The organism is Nocardioides exalbidus (genome assembly GCF_900105585.1).
Lineage (GTDB): Bacteria > Actinomycetota > Actinomycetes > Propionibacteriales > Nocardioidaceae > Nocardioides > Nocardioides exalbidus.
Genome location: NZ_FNRT01000002.1, coordinates 453,706 through 479,432, shown reverse-complemented (window position 1 = coordinate 479,432; position 25,727 = coordinate 453,706). Strand labels below are relative to the sequence as shown.

Below are 25,727 nucleotides of genomic sequence, written 5' to 3'. Positions count from 1 at the left end.
ATGGACGACACGGCTTCGGGGGGATGCGGGTGGAGAGCGACACACAGCTAGCGCGCGCCGCTGCTGGTGCCTTCGGGTGGAGCTTCCTGAACACGGCGATGTCCAGGCTCGGCACTCTTCTCGTCGGAGTGCTGCTGGCGAGGACGTTGGGCCCGGACGAGTTCGGCACGTTCGCCGTCGCCATGGTCGCGCTCGTGGCCGTCCTCAGCTTCAATGAGCTCGGCGTCAGCCTCGCTGTGGTGCGCTGGGAGCGTGATCCGGAGACCGTCCTGGGCACGGTCAACACGATCTCGACGATCGGGAGCGTGCTCCTCTTCGTCACACTGTGCGTCACCGCAGGACCCGTCGCAACGCTGCTGGGCGCTCCGGATGCTGCCGGGATCATCCAGCTGATGTCCGTGTCGGTCGTGTTCAGCGGAGCCGTCGCGGGGCCGGCGGCCCTTCTTCAGAGACAGTTCAGGCAACGACGCAGGTTCGCGATCGACCAGGTCGTCACCTGGACCGGTGCCGGTCTCTCGCTCGCCCTCGCGCTCATGGGGTTCGGCGCGTGGAGCCTGGCGTGGGGACGCGTGGTGTCGACGTTCGTTGGGGTGGTGCTGTTCGTGCTTGCGACCAGGCCCTACCGCCTGCGGGTCGATCGGAGTCTCGTCGAGCCGCTGCTGCGGTTCGGGCTGCCGCTGGCTGGCGCCAGCGTCATCGTGTTTGCTGTGGCGTACGTCGAGCAGGTCGTCGTCGGTGCGACACTCGGGGCTACGACCCTCGGGTACTTCGTCCTGGCGTTCAACTTGGCGTCGTGGCCGGTGAACATGTTCTCGCAGCCCCTGCGAAGCGTGGCCCCAGCCGTCTTCTCCCGGCTCCAACGAGATATCACAGCACTCGAGCGCTCCTTCACGCTGCTGCTCAAGGTGGTCGCGATCGTGGCGCTGCCGGTGTGCCTGGTCGGGGCGTCTGCAGCCGACGACGTCGTCACGTTCGTCTATGGACGGGAGTGGGCTCCCGCCGCCGACGTGTTCGCACTGTTGGTCCTGGTCGCTTCGTTGCGGATCTTCTTCGAACTGTCTTACGACCTCCTGGTCGTCTTGCGTCGTACAGCATCGCTCCTGTTGGTCCAAGCGCTGTGGCTGGCGGTGCTGGCTCCCGTGGTCGTGGTTGCGGCACGACGCGAGGGAATGGTCGGCGTCGCCTCAGCGGAGCTCGCCGTGGCGCTCGTGGCGATCCTGCCGTGCTACCTGGTTCTCCTGCGGCGCGCCGGTCTCAAGGTCGCCCCGTTCGCCGCGGCGGTACGCGTCCCGCTACTGGTCGCCGTCGGGGCAGCCGCGGCCACCTCGGCCGTGCTCGGCCGCGTATCCTCGCCCTTTCTTGGCTCGTGCGCCGCAGGGATCATCTGCTTGGCCGCCATCGGTGGTCTGGTCGCGTTGCACCCGGAGCAGGCACGGCAGGTCCGCGCCCTGCGCAAGCCTCCTGAGACGGTCAGCGCCCTCGCAGGAGTCGGGGAACGATGATCGACCACCGTCAGGCCGACCAGAACTGGGCGACGTTCCAAGACCTGGTGAACAGAAGCCGGATTCTGGAGAGACGCGGTAGGCACGAGCCCGCTGCGGTGGCGGCCATGACTGCGGCGACCTTCGCCTGGTGCAATCCCACAGGTTCGTTCGCCTCCCCGGAGCTCGAGCGAGTGCTCGTCGGCCTGGGGGCGTCCGTCGAACCGGTGCTGCGTCGGCCAGTGCTGCGTCGGCCGCAGCAGCGCGATGTCCGCCCGCGAGTCCTCCACGTCGCGTCGCAGCTGTACGCCACAGGTGGGCACACGCAGATGCTGGCCAACTGGTTGCATCTCGACAGCGATCGCGATCACCACGTGGTGGTGACTGCCCAGGGTGAGCGGGAGGTGCCGAAGAAGATCACAGCATCCCTCACGGGACCCGACTCCGTGACGCTCCTCGACAGTCCTGGCCACGGGCTCGTGACGCGCGCCGCGACCCTGCGCCGGCTGGCGGTGGAGTTCGACCACATCGTGCTGCACGTGCATCCCAACGACGTCGTGGCGTGGATCGCGCTGTCCGGGATGCAGGATCGCCCCGAAGTTCTACTCGTCAACCACGCCGACCACGTCTTCTGGCTGGGTGCGTCCTTGGCCGATCGTGTCGTCAACCTGCGGCACAGCGGTGCTCGGCTGAACGCGGAGCGTCGTGGGATCGCCGAGGATCGCAACGCATTGCTGGTCCGACCACTCCAGCTGAAGGAGCGCAGCCTTTCCAGGGAGGAAGCCCGGTCTCGTCTCGGTATCGACTCCGACGCGGTCGTGATCGTCAGCGCCGCCGACACGTACAAGTACGGCGCGGCGCCGGGAGAAGGTCTGCTGGACGTCCTGCTTCCTGTGCTGCGGGACCATCCAGAGGTGCGGATGCACGTCGCGGGGCCTAGCCCCGACGGGGACTGGAAGGTCCTGGCCGACGAAGGTCTGGGCCGAGCCTGGGGACTTCTTCCTGATGTCGGCACGCTGCTGGAGGCCGCCGACATCTACATCGATTCCTATCCGTTCTCGTCACTCACCTCGATGCTCGAGGCCGCCACGCTCCACACACCCGTCATGACCTGGAGAGACCCCGACGAGCGTGTTGCCGTCCTCGGTGCTGACACGCCCGAGCTGGAGGACGTGCTCATCGCCACGACTTCGGGTGACGGGCTCGCAGCTGAGCTCGTGCGACTGATCGAGTCGTCCGCGCTGCGGGAGGAGCTAGGGATGCGCTCGGGTGCTGCGGTGCGGCGGTTCCACTCGGAAGGATCATGGCTCGAGCAGGTGGGAAAGGTCTTCGATGCGCCGTCCGCCACGCCCTCCGCGGTCAGCTCGCCAGTGGTCCCCCGACAGGTTGGACCACTCGACCTGAGTCTCGCGCGCGTCATGCAGAACGGGGTCGGCCAATCGCTGGTGGGCACGCTCGACGTGATGGCGCCGGAGCTCGGCTGGCTGGACCGGCTCCGCGCTGCGGCGCTGCTCGCGGGGCAGGGTCGCGCTCGCCCTGCGCTGCTGCTGCCAGCTCCGTGGGCCCGTCGGGCCAAGGACCTGCTCAGGTCGCTACGGCGGGCTCACTGAGTCGGCGCATGGCACCGGCCAGACCGAGCATCAGGAAAAGTCCGCCAGCAGACTGAGGAAACGCGAAGATGTCGAAGAACGCCGTGCCGGCGGCGGCGGCGATGATGGAGGCCAGGACCGCGTGCGCGAGCTGCCTGTCGTCCTGGTGGGACGCCCTGGCCTTGGCTCGGCGAGCGGCCAGGACGCCGGTCGCGGTGACGACGAGAAGCCCCGCCAGTCCCAGGATGCCTCCCTCGATCAGCAGGCCGAGGTAGCCGTTGTCAAGGATCCAGTACTTCGGCAGGAACGTGCCGAACCCGCGCCCCAGGAGGGGGCTGTCAGCGATGAATCGGCCGGCGACGTCGTAGCTCCCGGTCCGCGAGGCAACGCTCGGGTCCTTGCCGGCGTTGGAGAACAGCCCCCGGATCGCGCCCAGCAGACCGGGCACGGACACGTAGACCGCTGTGCTGGCCACCATGAGCAGTGCCAGGGCCTGGAGGCGCTGACGGTTGTTCCATGCGATCGCCATGACGAGGAGGCCCACCAGTGTGCAGAGGTACGCGGATCGCGACACCGAGAAGTAGATCGAGGCGACCGCTGGGACGAGCAGGAGCCGGAACAGGAACCGGTGGCGCTGCTGACTCCCCGCGAGCGCGATCATGATGGGAAGCGCAAGCGCCAGCACCACGCCGTACTCGATGGGACTGGTCGACGTCCCGCTCGGGCGGGCGAATCCCGACCGACTGCCGAGCTCGTCGCCCAGCGACGCGCGCGTCAGTCCGGGGATCGACAGCTGGTCGACCAGCAACCGGTGGGTGAGGTACTGGAGGAGGCCGAGGATCGCGACGGCGCCGGCCGCCATCGCCAGCCTTCGCAGGAGGAGGTGCAGTCGTGCCGGGCTCGTGATGCCGTCGTGGGCCAGGAGGAGAACCCCTGCCAGTCCCAAGAGTCGGAGCATCCCGTTGTCGGCGACGCTGATCTCGTCACGCGGGATCGGACCCGACATCGCGTGGGCGTAGACGATGACCATCACCACGAGCCAGGCGAGCACCGCAACCCGCATCAGCTGGAAGGGCTGGCCGGTTGGACCTGACCGCTGGACGTGGGACCAGGCCCACCAGAAGAAGCAGGCCACGCCCATGAGGCTGGAGGGGCTACCGGCGCTACCGAGGGCGGGCACCACCATCGAGGTCGGGATGAGCCACAGGAGTAAGAGGTAGACCGTCAGGATCGTCGTGGCGTCAGCTCCGCGCCTGACGACCACGACGCCGAAATCTGGAGAAGCGGCGCGTGTCTGGGTCATCGGTTCCTGCTGGAGGCCTTCGTCCTCGAGGTCGTGAACAGAACCTCACGGCCGCCGAGAGGAGCGTGAAGGCCCGAGGACTCGGACCCCAGGGACCGTCGCGACCACCTCGAACGGGCAGGACTGACCGCCAGATCGGACTCCAGCGGGACCCGGTAGGTGTAGGCCACCTCGGGTTCTTCCTCGGGATCTCCCGCGGGTTCGCGCTCCACCATCGGAGGGCCATGCGCGTCGCCTGGGCGCTCGTCGCCACGGTCGTCGGTGTCCGCGGTCTCGTCTGTGGTCTCGTCGGACCTCTCGGACCTCTCGGACCGCCGGCGGACGCGGAGGTTGAGCAGCGAGTCGGCGAGGGCGAGGAGCAGCAGCCCCAGTCCGGCGGTCATCGCTGCGACGAGCAGCGCGGCTCGGATCTGATCCTTGTGGACCACCGCTGGTCGGGAGTCCTGGGTCAGCTTCCGTGCGGTGACGAAACCGTCCTGTGGCAGGCCGAGCCCGTCCTGCAGGTCGACGAGGATGCTGGGCACCCTGCCCATGAGGTCGTCCAGCGCGGCCGCCGCCCCGGTGGCTGTGCCTCCTTCAACGACGAAAAGGATGATCGGCGCACTGTTGGTGAAGTCGGGGGTGACCTCGTAGGTCATGCCGGGAAACTGCTCCTCCCAGTCGGTGCTGACGTTGCGCGACGTCAGCGACCGGATGACCACGTCGCGTGCCTGCGACACGCCAGCCAGCTCTAGGTACGGGTTGCCGACCGTCTTTGTCTCGCCCTCGGATCGCGTTGAGCTCGCCGGCGGGAACACCAGAGCCGAGCCCTCGGCCTTGTAGGTCGGTCCAACGGTGCGGACCGCATAGGCGGTCGCCCCGACCGTCAGCGCCAGCACCACGAGTGTGAGGTACCAGCGACGGCGCAATGTGCGCCAGAAAACGTGCAGCTCCACGCTGCCCCCTTGCTTCTGCGTGATCAGCTCGGTTCCGAGAGTTCCACGGGCCCGGGCAGGTCGGGCGCGCTCGTGGACCCCTTCCCACAAATGGGGTACGTGCCCCTCGCGCGAGGGGTACGGCGGCCGCTGCTTCCTACGGTGGTCCCATGGTTGACGGACCCAGGGGGGTGGACGTCGGTCCCATCAGGGACGAGGACGTCCAGGCCGTCGGTGAGTTCCTTCACCGGCACTTGAACAGTCGCCTCAGCGGCCGGCTGTGGGCGCGCTCGGCGCTGCCGACGTGGACCGTCGACGCACCCAACCACGGCTTCCTCCTGCGCCAGGGCGACGACGTCGTCGGCGTCTACCTCGCCTTCTACTCCGAGCGTCGCGCCGGGGACGACGTGCGCAAGGTCTGCAACCTCGCCGCGTGGTGCGTGCTGGAGGAGCACCGCGCCCACGGCGTACGCCTGGTGCGGGCGATGCTGCGCCAGAAGGGCTACGACTTCGTCGACCTGTCGCCGAGCGGCAACGTGGTCGACCTCAACACCCGGCTGGGCTTCGAGTTCCTCGACACCACGTCGGCGATGGTGCCCAACGTGCCGCTGCCGTCACGCCGCGGCGTCCGGGTGCTCACCGAGCCGACCGACATCGAGCAGGCGCTGCCCGAGCACGAGCTCGCGGTCTACCGCGACCACCGCCACGCCGGTGCCGCGTGGCACTTCGTGGTGCAGGTCGGCGACGAGTCCTGCTACGTCGTGGCCCGACGCGACCGACGCAAGCGGATGCCGGTCTTCGCGACGCTGCTCCACGTCTCGGACCCCGCCGTGCTGGCCCGCGCCGGCCACGCGCCCTACCGCCACCTCCTGCTGCGGCACCACACCCTCGTCACCCTTGCCGAGCACCGCGTCGCGGGCCGGCCGCCACGGCTGTCGCGGCCCCTGCGTGCCCCGCGGCGCCGGATGTACCGCAGCGCGCACCAGACCCCGGCCTCGGCCATCGACTACCTCTACAGCGAGCTGACATGCGTGCCCTGGTGACCACCGCCCCGTCCGCGACCCGCACCCGCCTGCACCACCTCGTCGAGGAGCAGGCGCACGTCCGGGCCGACCGCACCGCACTGACCCACGGCGACACGTCGTTGTCGTACGCCGACCTGTGGGACCGCGTCTCCCACCTGGGCGCGGTCCTCGCCGACCTCGGCGTCCGGCGTGGCGACCGGGTCGCGGTGTTCCTCGACAAGCGCGTCGACACGGTCGCCTCGATCTTCGGCACCTCGGTCGCCGACGGCGTCTTCGTGCCGGTCAACCCGGTCCTCAAGGCGCCGCAGGTGTCCTACATCCTCGGCGACTGCGCGGTGCGTGTGCTCGTCACGACGCGCTCCCGCTGGGAGGCGGTGCGCGAGGACGCCAAGGAGTGCGCGGCCCTCGAGCACGTGCTGCTCGTCGACGGCGAGGCCGGCTCGTCCGAGGGGATGGTGCGCGCGCTCGCCGACCTCGACGAGGTCGCACCGGTCGACACGGCGGACTCGACGGTCGACCTCGACATGGCCGCCATCCTCTACACCTCCGGCAGCACCGGCCGCCCCAAGGGCGTCGTGCTCAGCCACCGCAACATGGTCGTCGGCGCGGAGAGCGTCAGCACCTACCTCGCGAACACCGAGGACGACGTGATCCTCTCGGCGCTGCCGCTCAGCTTCGACGCCGGCCTCAGCCAGCTGACGACCGCGTTCTCCGTCGGCGCCCACGTCGTGCTGCTCAACTACCTGCTGCCGCGCGACGTCCCGAGGCTGTGCGCGAAGCACGGCGTCACCGGCCTCACCTGCGTGCCGCCGCTGTGGCTCCAGATCGTCACCGTCGAGTGGCCGCCGGAGGCGACCGCGTCGATGCGCTACCTCGCCAACACCGGCGGCCGGATGCCGCGCGCGACGCTCGACCGGCTGCGCGAGATCTTCCCGTCGGCCAGCCCGTTCCTGATGTACGGCCTCACCGAGGCGTTCCGGTCGACCTACCTCGACCCCTCGCAGGTCGACGCCCGCCCCGACTCGATCGGCAAGGCGATCCCCAACGCGGAGATCCTCGTCGTCAGGCCCGACGGCACGCCGTGCGGCCCGGGCGAGGAGGGCGAGCTCGTCCACCGCGGGCCGCTCGTCGCGATGGGCTACTGGGGCAACGCGGAGAAGACCGCCGAGCGGTTCAAGCCCGTCCCCGGGCCGGCCTCCGACTGGCGTGCGCCGGAGCTCGCCGTATGGTCGGGTGACCGGGTGGTGAGCGACGAGGACGGCTATCTCTACTTCGTCGGGCGCACCGACGACATGATCAAGACCAGCGGCTACCGCGTCTCCCCGACGGAGATCGAGGAGGTCGCCTACGACTCCGGCCTGGTCACCGACGCCGTCGCGCTCGGCCTGCCCGAGCCGGGCCTGGGCCACCGGGTGGTGCTGCTCGTGAGCCCCTACGGCGGCGACACCGTCGACACGGCCGAGCTGCTGGCGATCATGCGCCGCACGCTCCCCCTCTACATGGTGCCGGCGGAGGTCGTCGTACGCCCTGAGCTGCCGCGCAGCCCCAACGGGAAGTTCGACCGGGTGCTGCTGCGCCAGCAGCTCGAGGAAGCGCTGGAGACCGTGGGGGAGCAGGCATGAGGACCGAGGACCACCTGGCCGCGTTCGGCAGGGACGGCGGCGAGCTCGTCGTCGCTGGGATCCCGCTGGGCCGGCTCGCCGCGCGCGTCGGCTCGACGCCGTTCTTCGCCTACGACCGCGCCGCGATCACGGCCCGGGTCGGCGAGGTGCGGACCGCGCTGCCGGACCGCGTCGGACTGGGCTACGCCGTCAAGGCCAACCCGATGCCCGCCGTGGTCCAGCACCTGTCCGGGCTCGTCGACTCCCTCGACGTGGCATCGGCGGGCGAGCTCGCCGTCGCGCTGGACACGGGCCACGACGCGTCGCGTATCAGCTTCGCGGGGCCCGGCAAGACCGACGCCGAGCTGCGCCGCGCCGTCGCCGCCGGCGTGATCGTCGAGGTGGAGTCGCGCACCGAGATGCAGCGCCTCGTGCGCACCGGCAAGGAGCTCGCGGTGCTGCCGCGCGCCGCGATCCGGGTCAACCCCGCCTTCGCGGTCAAGGGCTCGGGCATGCGGATGGGCGGTGGTCCGCAGCAGTTCGGCGTCGACGCCGAGCTGGTGCCCGCTCTGCTCGGGGAGGTCTCGCCGGCGGACGTGGACGTGCTCGGCTTCCACGTCTTCGCCGGCTCGCAGAACCTCCGCGCCGACATCCTCGTCGAGGCCCAGGCTCGCACCGTCGAGCTGGTCCTCGAGCTCTCCGAGCACCTCCACGACGAGGCGCGCTACGTCAACCTCGGCGGCGGCTTCGGCATCCCCTACTTCGAGAAGGACGAGCGGCTCGACCTCGCCCACGTCGGCGAGCGCCTCGGCGCCCTCCTCGACGAGCAGCTCGTCGACCGGCTCCCCGAGGCGGAGGTGTGCCTCGAGCTGGGGCGCTACCTCGTCGGCGAGTCCGGGGTCTACGTCACCCGCGTCGTCGACGTGAAGGAGTCGCGTGGCGAGGCCTACGCCGTCGTCGACGGCGGCATGCACCACCAGCTCGCGGCCTCGGGCAACTTCGGCCAGGTGATCCGTCGCAACTACCCGATGGCGCTGGGCAACCGGCTCGGTGACACCGGCTCCGAGACGGACGCCGGTCCGGTCACCGTCGTGGGCTGCCTCTGCACCCCGCTCGACCTGCTCGGCGACCACGTCGAACTGCCGCGCCCGGAGGTGGACGACCTCGTCGTGATCTTCCAGGCCGGCGCCTACGGGCTGACCGCGAGCCCGACCGCCTTCCTGGGCCACGACGCACCCGTCGAGGTCCTCCTGTGACACCAGAGCCCGTGACATCCGAACCGACAGCACCAGGGAGCACCGCCATGACCGCCAGCACCGACCTCTCCACCGACGCCACCCTCGCGGGGGTCGTCGAGGTGCTCACCCGCACCCTCGGCATCGAGGACCGCGCCGGGTCGATGACCCGCGACACCGGCCTCTTCGGCGAGCTGCCCGAGCTCGACTCCCTCGGCGTCGTCGAGCTGGCCGCGGCCCTCGAGGACCGCTTCGACATCGAGATCGACGACGAGGACTTCACCGGCGAGGTCTTCGAGACCGTCGGCAGCCTCACCGACTTCATCGCCTCGCGCGCCTGACGGTCGGAAGGCCGAGGGAGCGAAGACGTGACGACCAGGGACCTGATCAGTGCTGCCCTGCGACGCTGGTACGTCATGCTCGTCGGCGCCCTCGTCACCCTGGGCTTCGTCTACGTCTCGACCCACCAACCCACCGTCTACTGGACCCAGTTCAACGTCCTGTTGATCGGACCCAAGATCGATCAGTTCCCCAACTACCTCGAGAATTCCAGGTACACGCTCTTCCCCCTCGTGGGCGTTGTCGCGAATGACCTGAACGACGGCGACCCGGTGATGGTCACCGCCTCGACTGACACGAACATGGTCGGGCAAGGCATCTCGGACGGCATCCAGGTGCGCGTGCCCAACCTCGGCACCCAGTGGCGTCGCACCATGACTGCCAACTACCTCGATGTTCAGGTCGCAGGGGCGACGCCGGACGAGGTGACCGAGCGAGCGAAGGAAGCGGTGGAGAGCGTGGCGAAGGCCCTCGTCGAGCGCCAGGACGAGATCGGGATCTCACCCGCGTTGCGAGTCACCTCGGTTGCCGCCACGGACGACCCCACGGTGTTCGCCATGGACGGGAGCCGGATGCGGGCCACGGCTGCCACCGGCGCGAGCGGAGCAGCCGTGACGATTTCGCTCGTCTACTGGCTAGAGCGGCGACGGGCGAAGAGGCGGGCCAGAGCCTGAGCCCTCGTGCGTCCGCCAGCCGGTTGGGCACGACCGGGCACGCGGACCTGGTCGAGCCACTGCGGCCCACGCTGCGAGCGCAGCAGGGACGGTCTGAACAGGACGCGTACCGCAGCGCGCGCGGTGGCGTCGCCCCGGCCGGCCCGCGTCGCCTCGCGCAGCACGAGGGCGAGCCAGTACAGAGACGTGCCGACGTGCGACGAGCTATGTGAGTGATGCCGGAGCCGATTGGCCGTGAGGAGTGCCCAGAGCCGCGGCGACGTCGCGGAGTCACCTTCCAGGTGGGTCGCAGTTGCGTCGGCGACGTAAGCCACGCCCAAGCCGGCTGCACCGGCCCGGAGGTGGAAGTCGGTCTCCTCCGAATACAGGAAGTAGGTTTCGTCCCACGGTCCGCAGGCATCGAGACACGCACGGCTGACAAGCTGTGTCGATCCCTCCGCCCAGTCCGTCCGCCTGTCCGACTCGTACAGCCCCGGGTCCGTCACCACTTCGCCCAGCGCGGCCCAGCGACCGGCTCGCGTGGCTCCGATGATCGCGTCGGAGAATGCCTTGAGAACGGTGGGCCGCCGGCGCATCGAGAAGATGAGCTTGCCGTCGCCGTCGACCAGACGCGGAACCGCAATCCCGATCCCGGGCCGCGTGAGTGCGTCCATGAGTGTCGGCAGGCAGCCGGGCGCCAGGCGGACGTCGGGGTTGAGCACCAGCACGGCCGGTGCAGCCGTGTCGGCCGCGATCGCGGCGTTGACGCCAGCCGCGTAGCCGGCGTTGCGTCCGGTCTGCACCACGGTGACGTCCGGCACCAGCGCGCGCGCCACGTCGGTCGTGCCGTCGCTGGAGGCGTTGTCGACCACGACTAGGTGGTAGGGCACCTCCCCGGCACCGGCGGCCAGCGAGTCGATCAGGCCGGGCAGGACGTCAGCACTGTTCCAGGTCACCACCGCGATGGTGACCGGCGCCGACCCGGCCGTGGGCGTCGTCATGGGTCCTCACCCGACCCGGGCGCGCGATCGCGCACGGAGGGGCACCGCCTGCGGTCGGCTCCACTCGAGCGGCGGGTCGAGCGCCGGCGGCCCACCGAGCAGCCACACCTCGTCCCACTGGACTCCGGCCATCCACCGCTCGGGCTCGATGACGTCGCGCAGCTGCGGGAGGTCCTCGAGCGACAGCCCGGTCACGAGGACGGGCTCGTCGGGCGAGACGTCGGAGAGCGACGAGCGGAGGCCGTCGAGGTCGGCGACGGCCTCCATCAGGATCGGGCGGTCGCGGCGCTCGAGGACCTCGGGCCGGCCGGCGTGGGCCGCGAAGCCGCCGACCCGGTCCAGGTTGACGAGGCGGAGCGGGGCGTCGGACGACCAGTCGACGAGGTCGACCTCGTGGGCGATGTCGGCCAGCACGACGGGGATGTCGAGGGCAGTCGTGACCCGAGCCGCCGCGGACGACTCGCGCAGCCACCGGCGGCGCCAGCCGTGCTCGCGCACGAGCGGCAGCTGGCGCAACCGCGACGGGCGCGCCGCGACGGTGCCGCAGGTCGTGTGGATCGGCGTGAGGTCGGGGTAGCCGTCGGCGACGTGCCGGTGCGCCTCGTCCAGACGGGCGAGGTTGATGGTCAGGCTGTTGTGCGTGATGGCCGTGTCGACGGCACCGACCAGCCGGCCGCGCGCGCGGGTGCGGAGGGCGTACTCGACCGCGTAGGCGTGCCAGGCCAGCTCGGGGTCCTCGCTCAGCGGTTCGGCCACCAGGTCGTCGCGGCGCGCCATCACCAGCACCTCGTCGAGGGTGTCCACCTCCACCGGGTCGGGGGCGGAGTCACCGATCAGGATCACGCGGTCGCGCAACCGTCCGACCGAGCGTCGACCGGACGTCACACCGTTGGCGCCGAGGAAGCCCCACCGGGGGTCGTCGAGTGCCGCAGCCGCCCTGGCCAGCTGGTCGAGGTCGTGGAGGTACACGTCCTGGTGGACCATCACCACGACCTCGTGGCGCGCCATCCGGGCAGCGTGGTTGAGCGCGGCCCCGGCCGACGTGAACGCGTGCGCGGTGTTGTCGACCGGGAGGTACTCGACCTCGACCGGGCCGTCATAGGCAGCCAAGGAGCGGTCCAGGCAGTGCTCGCGCACCGCGAGGTCGTTGTACACGCATGCGATCGTCATCCCCACACGGACGAGTCGACCACGACAGCGTGTTCCCGCGTGCTCGGAGCGGGTGACATCCCCCGACTGGGGTACGCCGGTGCGGGAGCGTGGGTCGGGTGCCTCAGCGCAGCCGCTTGACCGTGCCGACCAGGGCGCCCTTCGCCTGGGCCGCCACCCTCGGTCGTCCCAGCACGCCTCGCTCGAACGACTCCGGCGTGTCGTCGTGGTGGAGGCTGTAGCGCGGCTGGAGCCAACGCTCGGAGCGCGCCCACCGGCGGTCGCTCGTGTGGACCGAGCGGTAGCCGGCTCGCCTCAGCGCGGACAGGACGGTGCGGTCGTATCGGCCCAGTGGGCAGGCAGCGTCCAGCACCGGGCGGCCGACCACCTGTGCGAGCACCGCGCGGGAGGTGACGAGCTCCTCCTGCTGGCGGGCGACGTCGAGGCCGCGCCACGGACGGTGCGTCATGCCGTGGTTGCCGATCGTCATGCCGGCCGCGTGGAGCTCGCGGACGTCGTCGCGCGAGAGGCTCCCGTGCTGGTCCAGCCGACCGGCGACGACGAAGAAGGCCGCCGTCAGGCCACGCTCCTGCAGGGCGGGCAGCGCGATCCGGATGTCGGACTCGTTGCCGTCGTCGAAGCTCAGGCGCACGTCGTCGCGGTCGGCGACGCGGTCCAGCACGCCGAGGAAGGTGTCCGGCGTGGTCCAGTAGGCCTCCTCGCCCGGCTCGAGGGCTCGCTGGGGCGACCCGATGCCGTGGAAGCAGACGTTGACGACACGCATGTCACCTACGGTAGAGACGACCGCAGCCGACCGAGTGGCTGTGCGGCGCTGTCCCCTATCGGAGGTAGGTCCGCCCCGGTCGGCGTCGCACGTCAGGGATTGATGGCGCCACCACCCTCCCAGACGTTGCCCGCCCACACGTTGCCCGTCGCACGTCGATCGAAGTCCGTCACCGGCCCGTAGACGCCACACTTGCGGTTGGTTCCACGCTGGAAGACGTTGTTGGTGAACTTCATGTTCGTGGCCTGGTGCGGCTTGGACGGCGTGCCGCCTCCGAAGACGCAGTAGGAGATCGAGTCGTTGTTGGCCATCATGTAGTTGTTGTCGACCACGACGTTGTCGATCGGGCCGAAGTCACCGAAGAACGAGATGTCGCCCGTACAGCCGCCATCGTTGTCGTTCAACGTGGTGGTGCAGTGCAGCGTGTTGTGGCGGATCACCATGTTCTTGCCGCCGTTCGAGATGAACGCGTTGTTGTGGAAGCTCTCGCTGGCGGGGTTGTACTGGTCGTGCAGCCACGAGTCGGTGACTGAACAGTTGTCGTTGCAGTGGAAGCTGTGCTGACCGCCGGTGACGTCGACCCGGGTCGCTGTGATGTTCCAACCCCAGATGGCGCCGGTGGAGGTGTTTCCCGCCCGGACGTCGGAGTCGGTGATCGTCACCGAGCTGCCCCCATCCTGGTAGATCGACCAGACGCCTGGAACGGCCGAGTTCTGGATGACCACGCCCTTGGTGTTGACCACGATGGCGTCACAGGTGCTCGTGGCGTCCACTCCGGAAAGCGTCCGGGGCGACGAGATCTCGCACGAGCCCGTGTAGGGGGTGAGCGCCGTACCGGCCGGGACCCCGGTGTTGTCCGGGCCCGGCCATTGGGACGTCGTCGGGGTGGGGGTCGTCGTCGGTGTCGGGGTGGTCGTCCCGGAGCCTCCCGGAACGAAGCGCACGTCGACCCAGAAACTGGCGTCACGCCGTGCTGCCTGGTTCGGGAAGCGCGGACCGTCCGACACGACCGTCACGCCGTTGTTGCCGCCGGGCGCCCGTAGGTGGGCGTTCTTCTTGCCCGTGCGGAACACCCCCGGTGTGGCGGCGTGCACACCCTTGCCCCGGGTGTGCACCGAGACGACGTAGCGGCTCTTGGGAGTCAGCGTCACCGCGCGCTTGAAGGTGACACGCTGCCACCCGGCGCCCTGCACGGCCATGATCTTGCGTCGTGCGAGGACCTCACCGGCGCTCGACCACAGGGTCGCGGTCTGCGGTGTGGAGGACTTCCACCGCAGCGGCTTGTAGTAGCGCAGCCCGACCACGCTCCCCGCCACCCGGGGCATGAAGCGCATGCCGACCTCGCGGGATGCTCCGCGTCGGACGGTCATCCCGGCCTGCGGTGCGGACGTGCCGAACAGGCCGGTCTCCGCCGCAGCGGCCCGGTCCGCTCGCGGTGAGGCCGGGGACGGCCACGGAGCGACGGACAGGGCGGCGACGACGGCCGCGGCCACGGCGAGCGGCACGATCCGGCGGACTCGCAGGTGGCGTCGGTCAGGGGACAAAGGAGCACTCATGTCGGAACCTCATGACCAGCGCTGCCCGAGGGAGCCCGGGCTGGGGGTGGGCGCAGGTCCCGGCATCGTGCAACGGTCGGCAAGTACTTCTCAAGCCCGCCCCCTCCCTGTGCAGCAACATCCCCAATCGGGGGCAGCCGGTCTCACGGCACGACAGTCGGCGACCACGCCTGCTCGATGAGCAGCTGGGGCGTCGCGTCGGCCGTGGCGTCCACCGACCACACGTCGGTGACACCCGGCTCCTCGGCGCGTGGCAGCCCGTACATGATCGTGTCGTCGTCGAGCCACGCCACTTGGTCGTCGAGCCCGCGCGGACCGTTGGCCAGCAGGGTGCGCTCGCCGCTCGCGAGGTCCAGCACCGCGATCTGCCAGACGATCTTGCGTCCGGGGTCGACGTCGACCTTGAACGCGACCTTCGAGCCGTCGGGAGAGAGCGACGGACACTCGGCGTGCTCGGACACCGCTGTCAGGGTGCGGGTGTCGAGGTCTCCCTCGACCAGCCAGGTCGTCCCGCCGGTGCCGACGGTGGCGTAGAACGTGCGGTCGTCGACGAACGTGACACCCCAGATGTTGCGATCGACCGGGTCGACCGGCTTGCCGTCGATGACCAGCTGGAACTTCTCCAGGTTGCCCCAGCGCTTGCCTCCGCCGAAGGTGTGCACCTCGGTGGAGGTGGAGAAGCCCGTCGACATGTAGGAGTGGCCGGTCACGAACACGGTGCTCGCGGCAAGCGTCCCGTCGGGGGACAGGCGTGTCCGGCTGGGAATGCCCGGCAGGTCGCTGGAGTCGATCAGCTGCCAGTCCGCGTCGTACTCCCGGTCCTCGAACGACGTGGCGATGCCGGCGTCGGTGTAGAGGCACGAAGCGCCGCTGGCACGGGCCGCCACCCGGTCGCACGTCACGCCGGTGAACGCGCGCGGTCCGCCAGGATCGTCGAGTGGCACGATCGCCACCACGCCGAGCTCGTTGTCGATGCCGGTGTGCTTGAAGACGATCCGGGGCCCGTCGATGACCGAGGAGACGGGGGTCTCCGGGGCCACGGGGTCGGCCGCCCGCTCGGCACGGACCTCGCTGCCGGTGCGCAGCACGTAGAGCCCGGCGCCGATGACCAGGACCACCACGATGGCCACGAACGCCAGGATCCGGGCACGGGTGCTCACGACCGCATCACGGCGTGACCTCGGCTCCGTCGAGGCGGGAGATGCGGGTGGCCGCGGCGAGCACGGCGACGACCAGCAGCGCGGCCACGGTGCCCATCGCGGCCGCCGGGCCGAGGAGGAACCAGAGCAGCCCGAAGCCGGCCGAGGCGAGCATCCGGGCGACGGCGACCACGGTCTGCGCGGCGGCGATGCCGCTGGTCCGGGCCTGCACGGGAACCAGACGGCCGGCGATCGCGGCGATCACGCCGTCGGTCGCGGCGTAGAACGTGCCGAGCAGGGCGAGCGTGCCGATCGTCGCCGCGGCGGTCGACGTGGGCAGCACCGCGCAGAGGTAGGCACCGACCAGCGCGAGGTGCCCCACGACCAGGATCCGCGCGCGGCCGATGCGGTCGGCCATCCGGCCGATCGGCACGGCGAGGAGGAGGTAGGCCAGGTTGGTGCCGACGTAGAAGAGCGGGAACCACGACACGTTGACGCCGCCGTGGTCGAGGAGGGCGAGGTAGATGAAGCCGTCGCCGACGGTCAGCAGGCCCAGCACGCCGGAGATCACCAGGAGTGGACGCAGCCGGCGGTCGGCGAGGTCGCGCCACTGGAAGGGCGGTGGCGTCGGTCCTGCCGCCTTCTCCTTCTCACGCCGCGCGCGCACGTCCGGGCCGAGCAGGCCGAGCAGCGCGACGCCGGCGAGGGCGAAGGCGAGCGACACGACGAGGACCACGGGGTAGCCGTCTGGCACGAGCATCAGCAGGCCGAACGCGATGAGTGGTCCCAGCGCGGCGCCGATCGTGTCGAGCATCCGGTGCACGCCGAAGGCCCGCCCGAGGTGCTCGCTCGGCGTCGAGGTGCTGATCATCGCGTCGCGGGGCGCCGTGCGGATCCCCTTGCCGATCCGGTCGGCCGTCACGACCGCGGCGATGCCGGCGGCGCCCGAGGCGAAGAGCAGGAAGATGCGCGCGACGGCCGACAGGCCGTAGCCGAGGAACGCCACCCACTTCGGGCGGTCGGAAGCGTCGGAGAGCCAGCCGCCGCCGAGCCGGACGAGGGCGCTGACGCCCTGGTAGAGGCCGTCGACGAGGCCGTAGGCCACCGGCGAGAGACCCACGACCATCGTGAGGTAGAGCGGGAGGATCGCCGAGACCGACTCCGAGGAGACGTCGGTCAGCAGCGAGACGATGCCGAGGACGATGACGACGCGCCCGACGGGCGGGCGGGTCGCGGTGCGGGACGAGGCCGCCTTGTCGTCGGACGTCGGGCGGTCGCGGACGGTGATGTACATCTGCTCACTCGCCTCCTGCCACGAGGGTGGCGTGGATGGAGTACGTCGTCCGTGAGCCCTCGCTGGTCGCGGTGATCGTGATCCTGCTTCCCTGGCGTCGGAAGGATCCGGCCACCGATCCAGCGGTGGTGGGCGGGTCGGCCAGCTCCACCACGCCCCGCTTGCCCAGCCGGGTGCGGTAGGCGAGCAGCACTTCGGTCACGGAGAGGCGGGACGAGGCCACCAGGCCGACCTGCAGCCGATCGCCGGACGGTGAGATCCCGCTCGTGACGACCCGGCTCGCAGAGGTGGGCCGCAGGACGGTCGGGAACCCGCCGACCAGACGTCCTCGTGCACTCGCGGGTCGAGGGAGTGGAGCGGTGACCAGCGGTCGGGAGTCCATGGAGCCGAGGAGCTCGGAGAGGCTGTCCACCGTCTCGGGTGCCGCCTCGGGCACCTCCAGTCCCGCGCCGGTGCCGTCACCGGTGGTCCCGGAGGACGACCCGTCGGACCCGCCCGACGAGCCGGACGCCGACGGACTGGCACTCGGCGATCCCGACTGCGTCGACTGCCCGGATCCCTGCCCGGATCCCGTGCCGGATCCTGTGCCCGGCGTCGTGGTGCCGTCCCCGGAGCCGCTTCCGGCCGGGGACGTGGAGGCACCGGCCGACGGCGAGGAGCCGTCTGCCGGTGTCGTGTCGTGTCCGCAGCCCGCGAGGACCAGGCTCGTCGCCGCCCCCAGCAGGACGAGCCTCAGGATCCCCGCCTTCACGGGCCTCATCGTCATAGTGTCTCCGCCCCCACGGCCGGTGTACCAGTAGTTGTGCAGTTGTCTCGTCGTGCGATGGATCAGGTGGATCAGTAGGCGCCGCGGTGCCCCAGGACTGCCTGGGCGGTGCGGGCCAGGATGGTGAGGTCGAGCCGCAGCGACCAGTTGTCGACGTACTTCAGGTCGAGCCGGACCGACTCCTCCCAGGTGAGGTCGGAGCGTCCCGAGACCTGCCAGAGCCCGGTCACCCCGGGCTTGACCACCAGGCGGCGGCGCGGGTCGACGTCGTAGCGGGCGACCTCACCGGGCAGCGCGGGCCGCGGACCGACGAGCGACATGTCGCCCCGGACCACGTTCCACAGCTGCGGCAGCTCGTCGAGGGAGTACTTGCGCAGCTTCTGGCCGAGCGGCGTGATCCGCGGGTCGAGCCGGATCTTGAACAGGACGCCCTCGCTGTCGCTGGACAGGCCGGACTTCTGGCCCTCCGCCTCGACCCCCATCGAGCGGAGCTTGAGCATCGTGAACGGGACGCCGTCGCGGCCGATGCGCTCCTGGCGGAAGATCGCCGGGCCGGGCGTCTCGCGCCGGATGGCCAGGCAGAGCGCGGCGAGCACCGGCAGGGCCAGGACGAAGGCGACGAGGGCGACCGAGCGCTCGACGACGTCCTTCACCAGCCGGCGGGGGCCGTCGAGCGCAGGCTGCGTGACGTGGAGGACGTCGAGTCCGCCGGAGGACACGACGCGGGTGCGGGTCGGCTCGACGTCGAGCAGGCCCGTGCCGAGGTAGAGCTCCGTGCCGACGCCTGCCAGGGACCAGTGCAGGCGGCGGACCTCGACCGGCTGCAGTCCCGCCCCGGGCAGCACGACGAGCGCGTCGGCACCGTGGTGGTGCGCGACGGAGGAGGAGCTCTCGAAGCCGACGTAGGTCGGCACGTCGCCGAGCGACTCCTTCGAGCTCCGGGTCAGGCAGGCCGCGACGACCTCGTGCCCGGTCGCCGGTGACATCGACGCGAGGGCATCCCGCACGTCGGCGGGACGTCCCGCGAGGACGAGGCGCAGTCCGCGGCGGCGGGCGCCGACGAGGGCCGGCACGGTGCTGGCGAGCGCGCATGCGGCGACCAGCGTGGCGAGCGCGATGAGGTGCGTCGTCCAGAGCAACGGCGAGACGGCGAGCGCGACGACGGCGACCCGCCCTCCGGTGCGCAGGACCAGCCCGGGCCGTGCGAACCGGCCCTGGCCGAGCGACAAGCGGCCGTAGCGACCCGCGGCCAGGAGGGCCAGCGGCCACCCGGCGACGACGGCGGCCGCGACGGCGAGCGGTGCGACCTCGAGGACGACGGCCGTGGCGGCCAGCGCGAGGGCGATCGCCGCGTCGAGCACCAGCGCGAGCCGCGGCGACGTCGGACGCACGGGTGCCGGCGACACCGGGACGGTGGACACCTCCGGAACAGCGGGGACCGACGGGTCCGGCAGCACCGGCGCGACGAGCTGGGTGGGCGGGACGGGTGTCGGTGCGACCCTGGCCGCCGAGCGGATCCCCCGCGGCGCGGGAAGCTGCGTGCGCAGCAGCGCGGTGTCCGCTCCGACCACGTCGTTCACGACCTGCGTCATCCCCATCAACCCCCCTGAGGACCGCCGCCCAAGGCGGTCCGATGCTGACCTGGGTGCGAGCCTAGGAACGACATCCGGTCGGCTCATGCCGCAAATGAGCGAAAGCCGTGCAGGGTCGGGAGATACCCGATCAGAGGGATGGGCACCACCGGTGCCGAGACCTACTCTCGGGTTGTGCACCATCGCTGGTTCGCTGTCTAGGCCATCACGGCACTGGACGTCCTGCAGGTGGCCGATTGTGTGACGAGGACCCCCACGCCTCGCCACCCGGACCTCCACCGGACCAGCAGCGGCGGTCGAGGTTCCCCCGCCTCGGCCGCCGCACCATGCCCGCACGACGTCCGGCTCGGACAGGACGGGTGGTGCCATCGCGACGTCTGCTCCCGTGCTCAGGACGCCGGGCCCGGCGTCGCCATCGAGCGCGAGGCCTGGCGCGGCTGCGGCAGCGTCGGAGGCGCGCCGAAGAAGCACTCGTGCCAAGTCTCGAGGGCGAGCAGCGTCCAGAGACGTACGTCGACGTCGCGGGCGGTGCGGTCACCCCGCTCGTGACGGTCGACCAGGTCGCGCACGACCGTGCGGTCGAGGGTCTGGCCGACCCACGACCCGGAGCCGGTGAGGCGTTCGCGGGCGTCGCGGCGCAGGCCGTCGCGCATCCAGCCGGCCAGGTCGGGACGCGATCCCGACCTCCGGGGGTCGATCACCTCGTCCGGCAGCAGCGGGCGTGCGACCTCGCGCAGCACCCACTGGGTGGACCCGGCGCGCACCTTGAGCGACGTGGGCAGGCGGAAGGCGAGCTCGACGAGGCGGTGGTCGAGCAGCGCCGGGCGCACCTCGAGCGAGGCGGCCTTGGACATCCGGTCGGACCGCTCGAGCAGGTGGTCGGGCAGGTCGTGGCGCAGGTCGTGGCGGAGCATGCGGTCCACCGCGTCACTGCCGAGGGCGGGTGACGTACGCCGGTCTGCGGGCGCGGTGGTGCCCAGGAGACGGTTCCGCTCGGCCGCGGTGAAGGGTGCGCCCATCCGGCGCTGCACCGAGCCGGCGACCCGGCTGCGCATCGGGGCCGGGAGCGCGAGCGAGCGCTCGGCGAACCGGGCGAAGCGGTAGCGGCCGTGCCCGCCGAAGAGCTCCTCGCCGCCGTCGCCGGACAGCACCACGCCCACGTGCTCGCGTGCGGCGCGGGCCAGCCCGAAGGCCGCCACGTCGGCGAGGTCCGAGATCGGGGCGTCGCGGTGCCAGGTGAGCCGGGTCCACAGGCCCTCGAGCTCGTGCGGGTGGACGTGGACCTCGTGGTGGCGGGTGCCGAGCAGCTCGCCGACCCGGCGCGCGGAGGCCTGGTCGTCGTCGGCGGGCGTGCCCAGCCCGACGGAGAACGTGTGGACCGGGTCGTCGCCGCGCAGGCGCTGCATCTGGGCGGCCGTGAGGGCGCTGCCGAGGTCACCGGAGAGGTAGGCGCCGACCGGGACGTCGGCGACCAGGGCGCCGCGCACGGCCTCGCGCACGCCGTCGCCGACCGCCTCGACGGCGTCGCTGGCCGACCAGGTGCCGTCGGCGTCGGACTCCGGCGGCGTCCAGTACTGCACCTCCTCGAGGTGCCCGCCCGCCGTGACCGAGACGCGGTGCGCGGGTCGTACCTTCTTGATCCCCTCGAACAGGGTGTCGGGAGCCGGCACGTAGTGGTGGGCGAGGTAGGCCTCGAGGCTGCGGTGGTCGACGCTCGGCGCCGGACCGACGGTGAGCAGCGCCTTCACCTCGGAGGCGAAGGCGATCCCGCCGGGGACGTGGCGGTAGTGCAGCGGCAGGATGCCGAGCCGGTCACGGACCAGGTGGGTGGTGTCGGTGCGCCGGTCGTGCGCGACCAGGGCGAACTGGCCGCGCAGGCGCTCGACGAAGCTGATGCCCTCGATCGACAGCCCGGCCACCACGACCTCGGTGTCGCCGTGCGAGCGGAAGGGGTACGACAGCAGCGTGCGCAGGCTGTCGTGGTTGACGATCTCGCCGTCGAGCACGACGACCCAGCGTCCGTCGGCCGACAGCATCGGCTGGCGCGAGTGCTCCTCGTCGATGATCGCCAGGCGGTTGTGCGTGAGGCCGACGCCGTCGCCGGTCCACGTGCCCGACGCGTCCGGCCCGCGGTGGCGCAGCCGCTCGGACATCTCGCGGAGCTCGGCAGCCGCGACCTCTCCGCCCGCGAAGACCCGGACGCCCCCGATGCCGCCCATCAGACGCCGACCTTCCACCCGATCTGGTTGGCCATGCCGACCGCGGCGAGCTGGGAGGAGACCTCCAGCTTGCCGAGGATCGACTTGACCTGGGTGCGGACCGTCGCCTCGGAGACCACGCTCTTCTGGGAGATGTCGCGCACGGTGTGGCCGTCGATGAGCGAGCCGAGCACCTGCCGCTCGCGCGGGGTGAGCAGGTCGAGACGGCGCCTGATGTCGTCGCTGACCTGGCGGTCGCGGGCCCAGACCTCGAGCAGGCCCTCGAGCTCCTCGCGGGTGACGACCGGGAGGCCCTGGTGCAGCCGTCGCACGGTCGACAGCGCCTGCTGGAGCGCGCCGGTCTTGGGCAGCACCTTGCGGGCTCCCATCCGCATGCACGCGCCCCACCGGCCGACGTCCTCCGACGCGGTGAGGACCACGACGTTGGCGTTGGCGCGGGCGAGCGGGGCGATGAGGTTCATGCCGTCGCCGAACCGGCCGAGGTCGAGGTCGAGCAGGACGGTGCGGGGGTTGGCCCGCAGGGCGAGCGACCGCACGGTGGCCATCGAGCCGCCCTCCTCGGGCAGCTCGAGGCGGCGTACGTCGTAGCCCTCCAGGGAGAGCGCCAGCTCGAGCGACTCCGCGAAGAGCACGTGGTCGTCGACGATGAGGACGCGGTGGTCAGCGCGCGAGGTGCCCTGCGACATGGTCCACCTCCTCGAGGAAGAGGGAGCCGGCGTCGACGGCGTTCTCCGGGGACCGGCGCGCGGCCGGCAGGGAGATGACGAAGGCGGACCCGGGACCGGTGTCCTCGGCGAGCCGCAGCGACCCGCCCTCCTCCTCGACGAGGCGCTGGGCGAGGTTCAGCCCGATGCCCTCGCCCGGGGAGTCGTCGCCGCGGTCGCCCCATCCGAAGATCCGCTCGCGGTCGGCCTCGGCGATGCCGCGGCCCCGGTCGGACACGGTGATGTCGACGGTCTCGTCGTCGCGCTGGACGACGTCGATCCGGCTGACGTCGGTGCCGCCGTGCGTCGCGGCGTTGTCGACCAGGATGTTGACGACCTCGGCGAGGGTGTCGTAGCGGGCGTGGATCGCGTCGCCGCTGGTGTGCAGCTCGACGGTGCGGCCCTTGAGGTGCTGGAGGTCGGCCATCCGGCCGAGCGCGTCCTGGAGGTCGATGTCGGTGGGCTGGTCCTCGTCGCCGGTGACCAGGCGCATCATCCGGTCGAGCTCGCGCCGGACGGAGCCCAGGAGGCGCTGCCGGGTTTCGGCCGGGAGGTCGAGGTCGTCGAGCAGGGACGATCCCTGGACCAGGCCGGCGAGGGTGCTGCGCAGCTCGTGCATCCGCTCGCGGCGGTCGCGCTCGGTGGCCTGGACCGCGAACTCGATCTCGCGCTGGTGCCGGGCCGCCTGGCGCTCGGACGCCCCCTGGATGCAGCCCCAGGCCGCGGCGGACCAGAGCGCCCCGACGGCGGCGAAGGCGAGCGAGGTCACCGTGTCCCAGGCGGTGCCGTGGAGCTCGACGAGCATCACGGCGAGCCCGGCGGCGACCACCGTGACGGTGCCGGCCAGGAGCCAGGTCGTGGTGGCGGGCACGAGCCGTCGTGCCGCGACGACGGCGACGGCCAGCACGTGGGTGCCGACCAGGACGCCCATCAGCACCAGCATCGACGGCGGCGGCGGGCTGGAGACGGGCACCAGGAGCAGCAGGTGGCCGGCGGCCAGCACTCCCATCCCGATCCCGACGACGAAGACGTCGTCGGCCACCTGCTCCTCGTGCCGCAGCCCGCGCAGGGCACCGAGCACGCAGCCCAGGCCGAGCAGGGCGATGGCGAGCAGGAGTGCGAAGTCCGTCGCGAGCCGCGGCGGCGGGCTGGCGATGGCGGGCAGTGCCACCACCAGCGCCTGGAGCGCGACGAGCGCCCCGGCGGCGAAGGTCCAGCCGGTCGTCGCGTGGTGGCGACGCCAGCTGACGACGGCCGCCAGCGCGGCACCGGCGAGGAACATGCCCCCGACCAGCCCGTCCGCGACCGACTGGGACTGCGCGCTCGCAGCCTCAAGGGGCGGGAGCCCGCCCCGTTGGGTCCACAACAGGACCAGGAATGCCAGGACACCGACACCGCGCGTCCCCACGCGCTGGTGCTGTCCCCCCTCGTGCTGCGCTGAGTCGCGCATGTCTTCCCCCCACAGAAAGTCGAAGCGTGTGATCGAAACTGATGAAGCCGAGATGTCGAGCAGTCGAGCCGAGCCCGTCGTGCTGACCGGGTGAAGCTCTCGATGGGGGGTTGCGAGGAGTGTGTGGCAGGTACCCGATATGCGGCAAACGTGGTCTATGCCTGCTTTCGGCATGAGGTCCGGGGTAACGCTCAAGTGCGCCTCAAGGGCCCTGCAAGACAGGCCCCCAGACCGGCCGAACCACGCTCAGCAGCGTCTACACGAGACCTGATGGGAGAAATTGAGGCCTCCCCAATTCTGTGCACGTTGGTATCAGGCCCACGGGAGCGCTCCCACCAACCGGGAGGCTTGCGTTGTTGAGCCATCCACGGTCAGGGAGGGAGGTGCGATGGCAGACCAGGCGCCCGTGTGGGTCGTCTCTCCCCACCTGCTGGTGGCCCAGGCAGTCGCTGCTGCCCTCTCGTCGGTGGGCACTCCCGCGGAGGCCCACGCCTGGGAGTCGGCGGTTCGCGACCGGGAGGCCGGCGTCACCCGCCCCGGGCATTCCCGCCACGTGGTCGCGATCCTCGACGGCGTCGAGGCGGGCGACGTGGTCGAGCAGGTGACCGCGCTCGTGCGCGGGGGCGACGTCCGCATCGTGGTGGTCACCACCGACGAGGGCGCCGTCCAGTGGGGCGGGCTGCTCGCGACCGACGCGGTCGACGTGGCCACCACGACCACCTCGGTGGTCCAGCTCGCCGAGGTCGTCGAGAGCCTGGTCGACGGGACGTCCTCGATGGACCCGTCGGGTCGGCTCGCCCTCCAGGCGTCGTGGGCACGTGCGCTGGCCCGCCGCCGCAGCATCACCGCGATGATGGCGACGCTGTCGCCCCAGCAGCGGCGGGTCCTCGAGCTGCTCGCCTCCGGTCGCCGGGTGGCCGAGGTCGGTGACACCCTCGGGGTCGCGCACGGCACGGTCCGCAGCCACGTGAAGGCGCTCAGGGCCAAGCTCGGAGCGCGCAACCAGCTCGAGGCGGTCGCCATGTGGCACCAGATCTCGCGCACCTCCGACGGCTCCTCGCGCGTCCCGCGCCCGCGCAGGGAGAGCAAGACCGGAGGGGTCACCGGGCGTCGATAGGGTGGCGGCCATGATCGATCCCACCTCGCTCGACGACCACGCCTTCGCCGTCTGGGCAGCCGAGCGCGCCGGCGCCGTCCTCATCGACGTACGCGCGGGGGCCGAGGCCGCCGGGCTCGAGGGCAAGGCCCTCAAGGACGCCGGTGACGCCGCGGCCCAGGCCGAGCTCGACCGGGTCCTGACCGCGCACCGCCCCGGCGACTCGGTGCTCTCCGAGGAGGCCGCCGACGACAAGTCGCGACTGACCGCCAGCCGGGTGTGGATCATCGACCCGCTCGACGGGACGCGCGAGTTCTCCGAGCCGCCCCGCGACGACTGGGCCGTGCACGTCGCGCTCTGGCAGGACGGCGACCTCGTCGCCGGCGCCGTCGCGCAGCCGGCACTGGGGGAGACCTTCAGCACCGGCCGGCCGAGCGTCGTCCCGCCCCGCACCTCCGAGCGCCCCCGCATCGCCGTCTCGCGCAGCCGCCCGCCGGCGTTCGTCGAGGCGCTGGCCGCCGAGCTCGACGCCGAGCTCGTCCCGATGGGCAGCGCGGGGGTGAAGGTCATGAGCGTCGTGCGCGACGTCGCCGACGCCTACGTCCACGCCGGCGGCCAGTACCAGTGGGACAACGCCGCCCCCGTCGCGGTGGCCCGGGCCGCCGGCCTGCACTGCAGCCGCGTCGACGGCTCGCCGATCGTCTACAACGAGGACGACACCTCGCTGCCCGACCTGATCGTGTGCCGCCCCGAGCTGGCCGAGCAGATCGTCGACTTCGTCCGGCGCCACGGCACCGACTGACCACCGCAAACGCGGTTGCGGGACGGCGCGCGGCG

22 protein-coding genes are annotated in these 25,727 nt (G+C 71.4%); 9 read left to right on the top strand and 13 right to left on the bottom strand.

Annotated features, from left to right (window positions below):
• The first annotated feature begins 29 nt into the window (after positions 1-29).
• Positions 30-1,502: an oligosaccharide flippase family protein gene (locus tag BLV76_RS02695; protein WP_175539547.1), complete on the top strand. Its 1,473-nt coding sequence runs from the start codon at positions 30-32 to the stop codon at positions 1,500-1,502.
• Positions 1,499-3,091, top strand: coding sequence for a glycosyltransferase family protein (locus tag BLV76_RS02690; protein ID WP_090967743.1), 1,593 nt, complete (start codon positions 1,499-1,501; stop codon positions 3,089-3,091). The genes BLV76_RS02695 and BLV76_RS02690 overlap by 4 nt, the downstream gene beginning before the upstream one ends.
• On the opposite strand, the gene BLV76_RS02685 is transcribed toward BLV76_RS02690, so the two are convergent.
• Together BLV76_RS02685 and BLV76_RS02680 are read right to left on the bottom strand one after the other, a co-directional pair.
• Positions 3,066-4,256 carry an O-antigen ligase family protein gene (locus BLV76_RS02685; RefSeq protein ID WP_175539546.1) on the bottom strand — a complete coding sequence of 397 codons (1,191 nt, stop codon included), beginning with the start codon at positions 4,254-4,256 and terminating at the stop codon, positions 3,066-3,068. The genes BLV76_RS02690 and BLV76_RS02685 overlap by 26 nt on opposite strands.
• Positions 4,257-4,369: 113 nt before the next feature.
• Entirely contained in the window at positions 4,370-5,308 is a 939-nt protein-coding gene (locus BLV76_RS02680; RefSeq protein WP_090967741.1) for a hypothetical protein, read from the bottom strand.
• Between the two features lie 149 nt (positions 5,309-5,457).
• On the opposite strand from BLV76_RS02680, the gene BLV76_RS02675 reads away from it, so the two are divergent.
• The 5 genes from BLV76_RS02675 to BLV76_RS02655 are packed head-to-tail and all read left to right on the top strand — an operon-like array spanning position 5,458 to position 10,161.
• Positions 5,458-6,330 (top strand): hypothetical protein, encoded by an 873-nt coding sequence (locus BLV76_RS02675; RefSeq protein ID WP_217630244.1) that lies wholly within the window; start codon positions 5,458-5,460, stop codon positions 6,328-6,330.
• Complete coding sequence (locus BLV76_RS02670) at positions 6,315-7,934, top strand: acyl-CoA ligase (AMP-forming), exosortase A system-associated (RefSeq protein ID WP_090967740.1); 1,620 nt, start codon at positions 6,315-6,317, stop codon at positions 7,932-7,934. The genes BLV76_RS02675 and BLV76_RS02670 overlap by 16 nt, the downstream gene beginning before the upstream one ends.
• Complete coding sequence (locus BLV76_RS02665; RefSeq protein ID WP_090967739.1) at positions 7,931-9,169, top strand: pyridoxal-dependent decarboxylase, exosortase A system-associated; 1,239 nt, start codon at positions 7,931-7,933, stop codon at positions 9,167-9,169. The genes BLV76_RS02670 and BLV76_RS02665 overlap by 4 nt, the downstream gene beginning before the upstream one ends.
• A gap of 47 nt (positions 9,170-9,216) precedes the next feature.
• Positions 9,217-9,489, top strand: coding sequence for an acyl carrier protein (locus BLV76_RS02660; protein WP_090967738.1), 273 nt, complete (start codon positions 9,217-9,219; stop codon positions 9,487-9,489).
• A 27-nt stretch (positions 9,490-9,516) separates the two neighbouring features.
• Positions 9,517-10,161, top strand: coding sequence for a hypothetical protein (locus tag BLV76_RS02655; protein ID WP_090967737.1), 645 nt, complete (start codon positions 9,517-9,519; stop codon positions 10,159-10,161).
• Here BLV76_RS02655 and BLV76_RS02650 read toward each other — a convergent pair.
• From BLV76_RS02650 to BLV76_RS02600, 11 genes are all read right to left on the bottom strand, one after another.
• Positions 10,116-11,141 (bottom strand): glycosyltransferase, encoded by a 1,026-nt coding sequence (locus BLV76_RS02650; RefSeq protein ID WP_090967736.1) that lies wholly within the window; start codon positions 11,139-11,141, stop codon positions 10,116-10,118. The two genes, BLV76_RS02655 and BLV76_RS02650, sit on opposite strands and share 46 nt — an antisense overlap.
• 6 nt (positions 11,142-11,147) lie before the next feature.
• Positions 11,148-12,296 (bottom strand): glycosyltransferase family protein, encoded by a 1,149-nt coding sequence (locus BLV76_RS02645; protein ID WP_090967735.1) that lies wholly within the window; start codon positions 12,294-12,296, stop codon positions 11,148-11,150.
• Between the two features lie 118 nt (positions 12,297-12,414).
• Positions 12,415-13,074 carry a polysaccharide deacetylase family protein gene (locus tag BLV76_RS02640; RefSeq protein ID WP_090967734.1) on the bottom strand — a complete coding sequence of 220 codons (660 nt, stop codon included), beginning with the start codon at positions 13,072-13,074 and terminating at the stop codon, positions 12,415-12,417.
• Between the two features lie 92 nt (positions 13,075-13,166).
• Complete coding sequence (locus tag BLV76_RS02635) at positions 13,167-14,630, bottom strand: DUF4082 domain-containing protein (RefSeq protein ID WP_090967733.1); 1,464 nt, start codon at positions 14,628-14,630, stop codon at positions 13,167-13,169.
• A 143-nt stretch (positions 14,631-14,773) separates the two neighbouring features.
• Positions 14,774-15,790 carry a TolB family protein gene (locus tag BLV76_RS02630; RefSeq protein WP_090967732.1) on the bottom strand — a complete coding sequence of 339 codons (1,017 nt, stop codon included), beginning with the start codon at positions 15,788-15,790 and terminating at the stop codon, positions 14,774-14,776.
• A gap of 7 nt (positions 15,791-15,797) precedes the next feature.
• Entirely contained in the window at positions 15,798-17,063 is a 1,266-nt protein-coding gene (locus BLV76_RS02625) for an MFS transporter (protein ID WP_090967731.1), read from the bottom strand.
• Between the two features lie 4 nt (positions 17,064-17,067).
• Complete coding sequence (locus BLV76_RS02620) at positions 17,068-17,823, bottom strand: hypothetical protein (RefSeq protein WP_139306447.1); 756 nt, start codon at positions 17,821-17,823, stop codon at positions 17,068-17,070.
• 77 nt (positions 17,824-17,900) lie between these two features.
• On the bottom strand, positions 17,901-19,421 hold the full coding sequence (locus tag BLV76_RS02615) for a sugar transferase (protein ID WP_217630243.1): 1,521 nt from the start codon (positions 19,419-19,421) through the stop codon (positions 17,901-17,903).
• A 389-nt stretch (positions 19,422-19,810) separates the two neighbouring features.
• Positions 19,811-21,640 (bottom strand): asparagine synthase (glutamine-hydrolyzing), encoded by a 1,830-nt coding sequence (gene asnB, locus BLV76_RS02610; RefSeq protein WP_217630242.1) that lies wholly within the window; start codon positions 21,638-21,640, stop codon positions 19,811-19,813.
• Complete coding sequence (locus BLV76_RS02605) at positions 21,640-22,326, bottom strand: LuxR C-terminal-related transcriptional regulator (RefSeq protein WP_090967729.1); 687 nt, start codon at positions 22,324-22,326, stop codon at positions 21,640-21,642. Before BLV76_RS02605 ends, asnB begins: the two co-directional genes overlap by 1 nt.
• Entirely contained in the window at positions 22,301-23,794 is a 1,494-nt protein-coding gene (locus tag BLV76_RS02600; RefSeq protein WP_139306446.1) for a sensor histidine kinase, read from the bottom strand. The genes BLV76_RS02605 and BLV76_RS02600 overlap by 26 nt, the downstream gene beginning before the upstream one ends.
• A gap of 388 nt (positions 23,795-24,182) precedes the next feature.
• Between BLV76_RS02600 and BLV76_RS02595 the strand changes: the two genes are divergently transcribed.
• Together BLV76_RS02595 and BLV76_RS02590 are read left to right on the top strand one after the other, a co-directional pair.
• A complete protein-coding gene (locus BLV76_RS02595; RefSeq protein WP_090967727.1) occupies positions 24,183-24,911 on the top strand; it encodes a helix-turn-helix transcriptional regulator in 729 nt (242 codons plus the stop codon).
• A 10-nt stretch (positions 24,912-24,921) separates the two neighbouring features.
• On the top strand, positions 24,922-25,692 hold the full coding sequence (locus BLV76_RS02590; RefSeq protein ID WP_090972238.1) for a 3'(2'),5'-bisphosphate nucleotidase CysQ: 771 nt from the start codon (positions 24,922-24,924) through the stop codon (positions 25,690-25,692).
• The last annotated feature ends 35 nt before the right edge of the window (positions 25,693-25,727 follow it).

What these genes read in the sequence shown, in the direction of transcription:
- BLV76_RS02690 (WP_090967743.1), top strand. Translation starts at nt 1,499, where the DNA reads ATGATCGACCACCGTCAGGCCGACCAGAACTGGGCGACGTTCCAAGAC.
- BLV76_RS02685 (WP_175539546.1), bottom strand. Translation starts at nt 4,256, where the DNA reads ATGGTGGTGCCCGCCCTCGGTAGCGCCGGTAGCCCCTCCAGCCTCATG.
- BLV76_RS02675 (WP_217630244.1), top strand. Translation starts at nt 5,458, where the DNA reads ATGGTTGACGGACCCAGGGGGGTGGACGTCGGTCCCATCAGGGACGAG.
- BLV76_RS02670 (WP_090967740.1), top strand. Translation starts at nt 6,315, where the DNA reads ATGCGTGCCCTGGTGACCACCGCCCCGTCCGCGACCCGCACCCGCCTG.
- BLV76_RS02665 (WP_090967739.1), top strand. Translation starts at nt 7,931, where the DNA reads ATGAGGACCGAGGACCACCTGGCCGCGTTCGGCAGGGACGGCGGCGAG.
- BLV76_RS02660 (WP_090967738.1), top strand. Translation starts at nt 9,217, where the DNA reads ATGACCGCCAGCACCGACCTCTCCACCGACGCCACCCTCGCGGGGGTC.
- BLV76_RS02650 (WP_090967736.1), bottom strand. Translation starts at nt 11,141, where the DNA reads ATGACGACGCCCACGGCCGGGTCGGCGCCGGTCACCATCGCGGTGGTG.
- BLV76_RS02640 (WP_090967734.1), bottom strand. Translation starts at nt 13,074, where the DNA reads ATGCGTGTCGTCAACGTCTGCTTCCACGGCATCGGGTCGCCCCAGCGA.
- BLV76_RS02635 (WP_090967733.1), bottom strand. Translation starts at nt 14,630, where the DNA reads ATGAGTGCTCCTTTGTCCCCTGACCGACGCCACCTGCGAGTCCGCCGG.
- BLV76_RS02625 (WP_090967731.1), bottom strand. Translation starts at nt 17,063, where the DNA reads ATGTACATCACCGTCCGCGACCGCCCGACGTCCGACGACAAGGCGGCC.
- BLV76_RS02620 (WP_139306447.1), bottom strand. Translation starts at nt 17,823, where the DNA reads ATGAGGCCCGTGAAGGCGGGGATCCTGAGGCTCGTCCTGCTGGGGGCG.
- BLV76_RS02615 (WP_217630243.1), bottom strand. Translation starts at nt 19,421, where the DNA reads ATGACGCAGGTCGTGAACGACGTGGTCGGAGCGGACACCGCGCTGCTG.
- asnB (WP_217630242.1), bottom strand. Translation starts at nt 21,640, where the DNA reads ATGGGCGGCATCGGGGGCGTCCGGGTCTTCGCGGGCGGAGAGGTCGCG.
- BLV76_RS02605 (WP_090967729.1), bottom strand. Translation starts at nt 22,326, where the DNA reads ATGTCGCAGGGCACCTCGCGCGCTGACCACCGCGTCCTCATCGTCGAC.
- BLV76_RS02600 (WP_139306446.1), bottom strand. Translation starts at nt 23,794, where the DNA reads ATGCGCGACTCAGCGCAGCACGAGGGGGGACAGCACCAGCGCGTGGGG.
- BLV76_RS02595 (WP_090967727.1), top strand. Translation starts at nt 24,183, where the DNA reads ATGGCAGACCAGGCGCCCGTGTGGGTCGTCTCTCCCCACCTGCTGGTG.
- BLV76_RS02590 (WP_090972238.1), top strand. Translation starts at nt 24,922, where the DNA reads ATGATCGATCCCACCTCGCTCGACGACCACGCCTTCGCCGTCTGGGCA.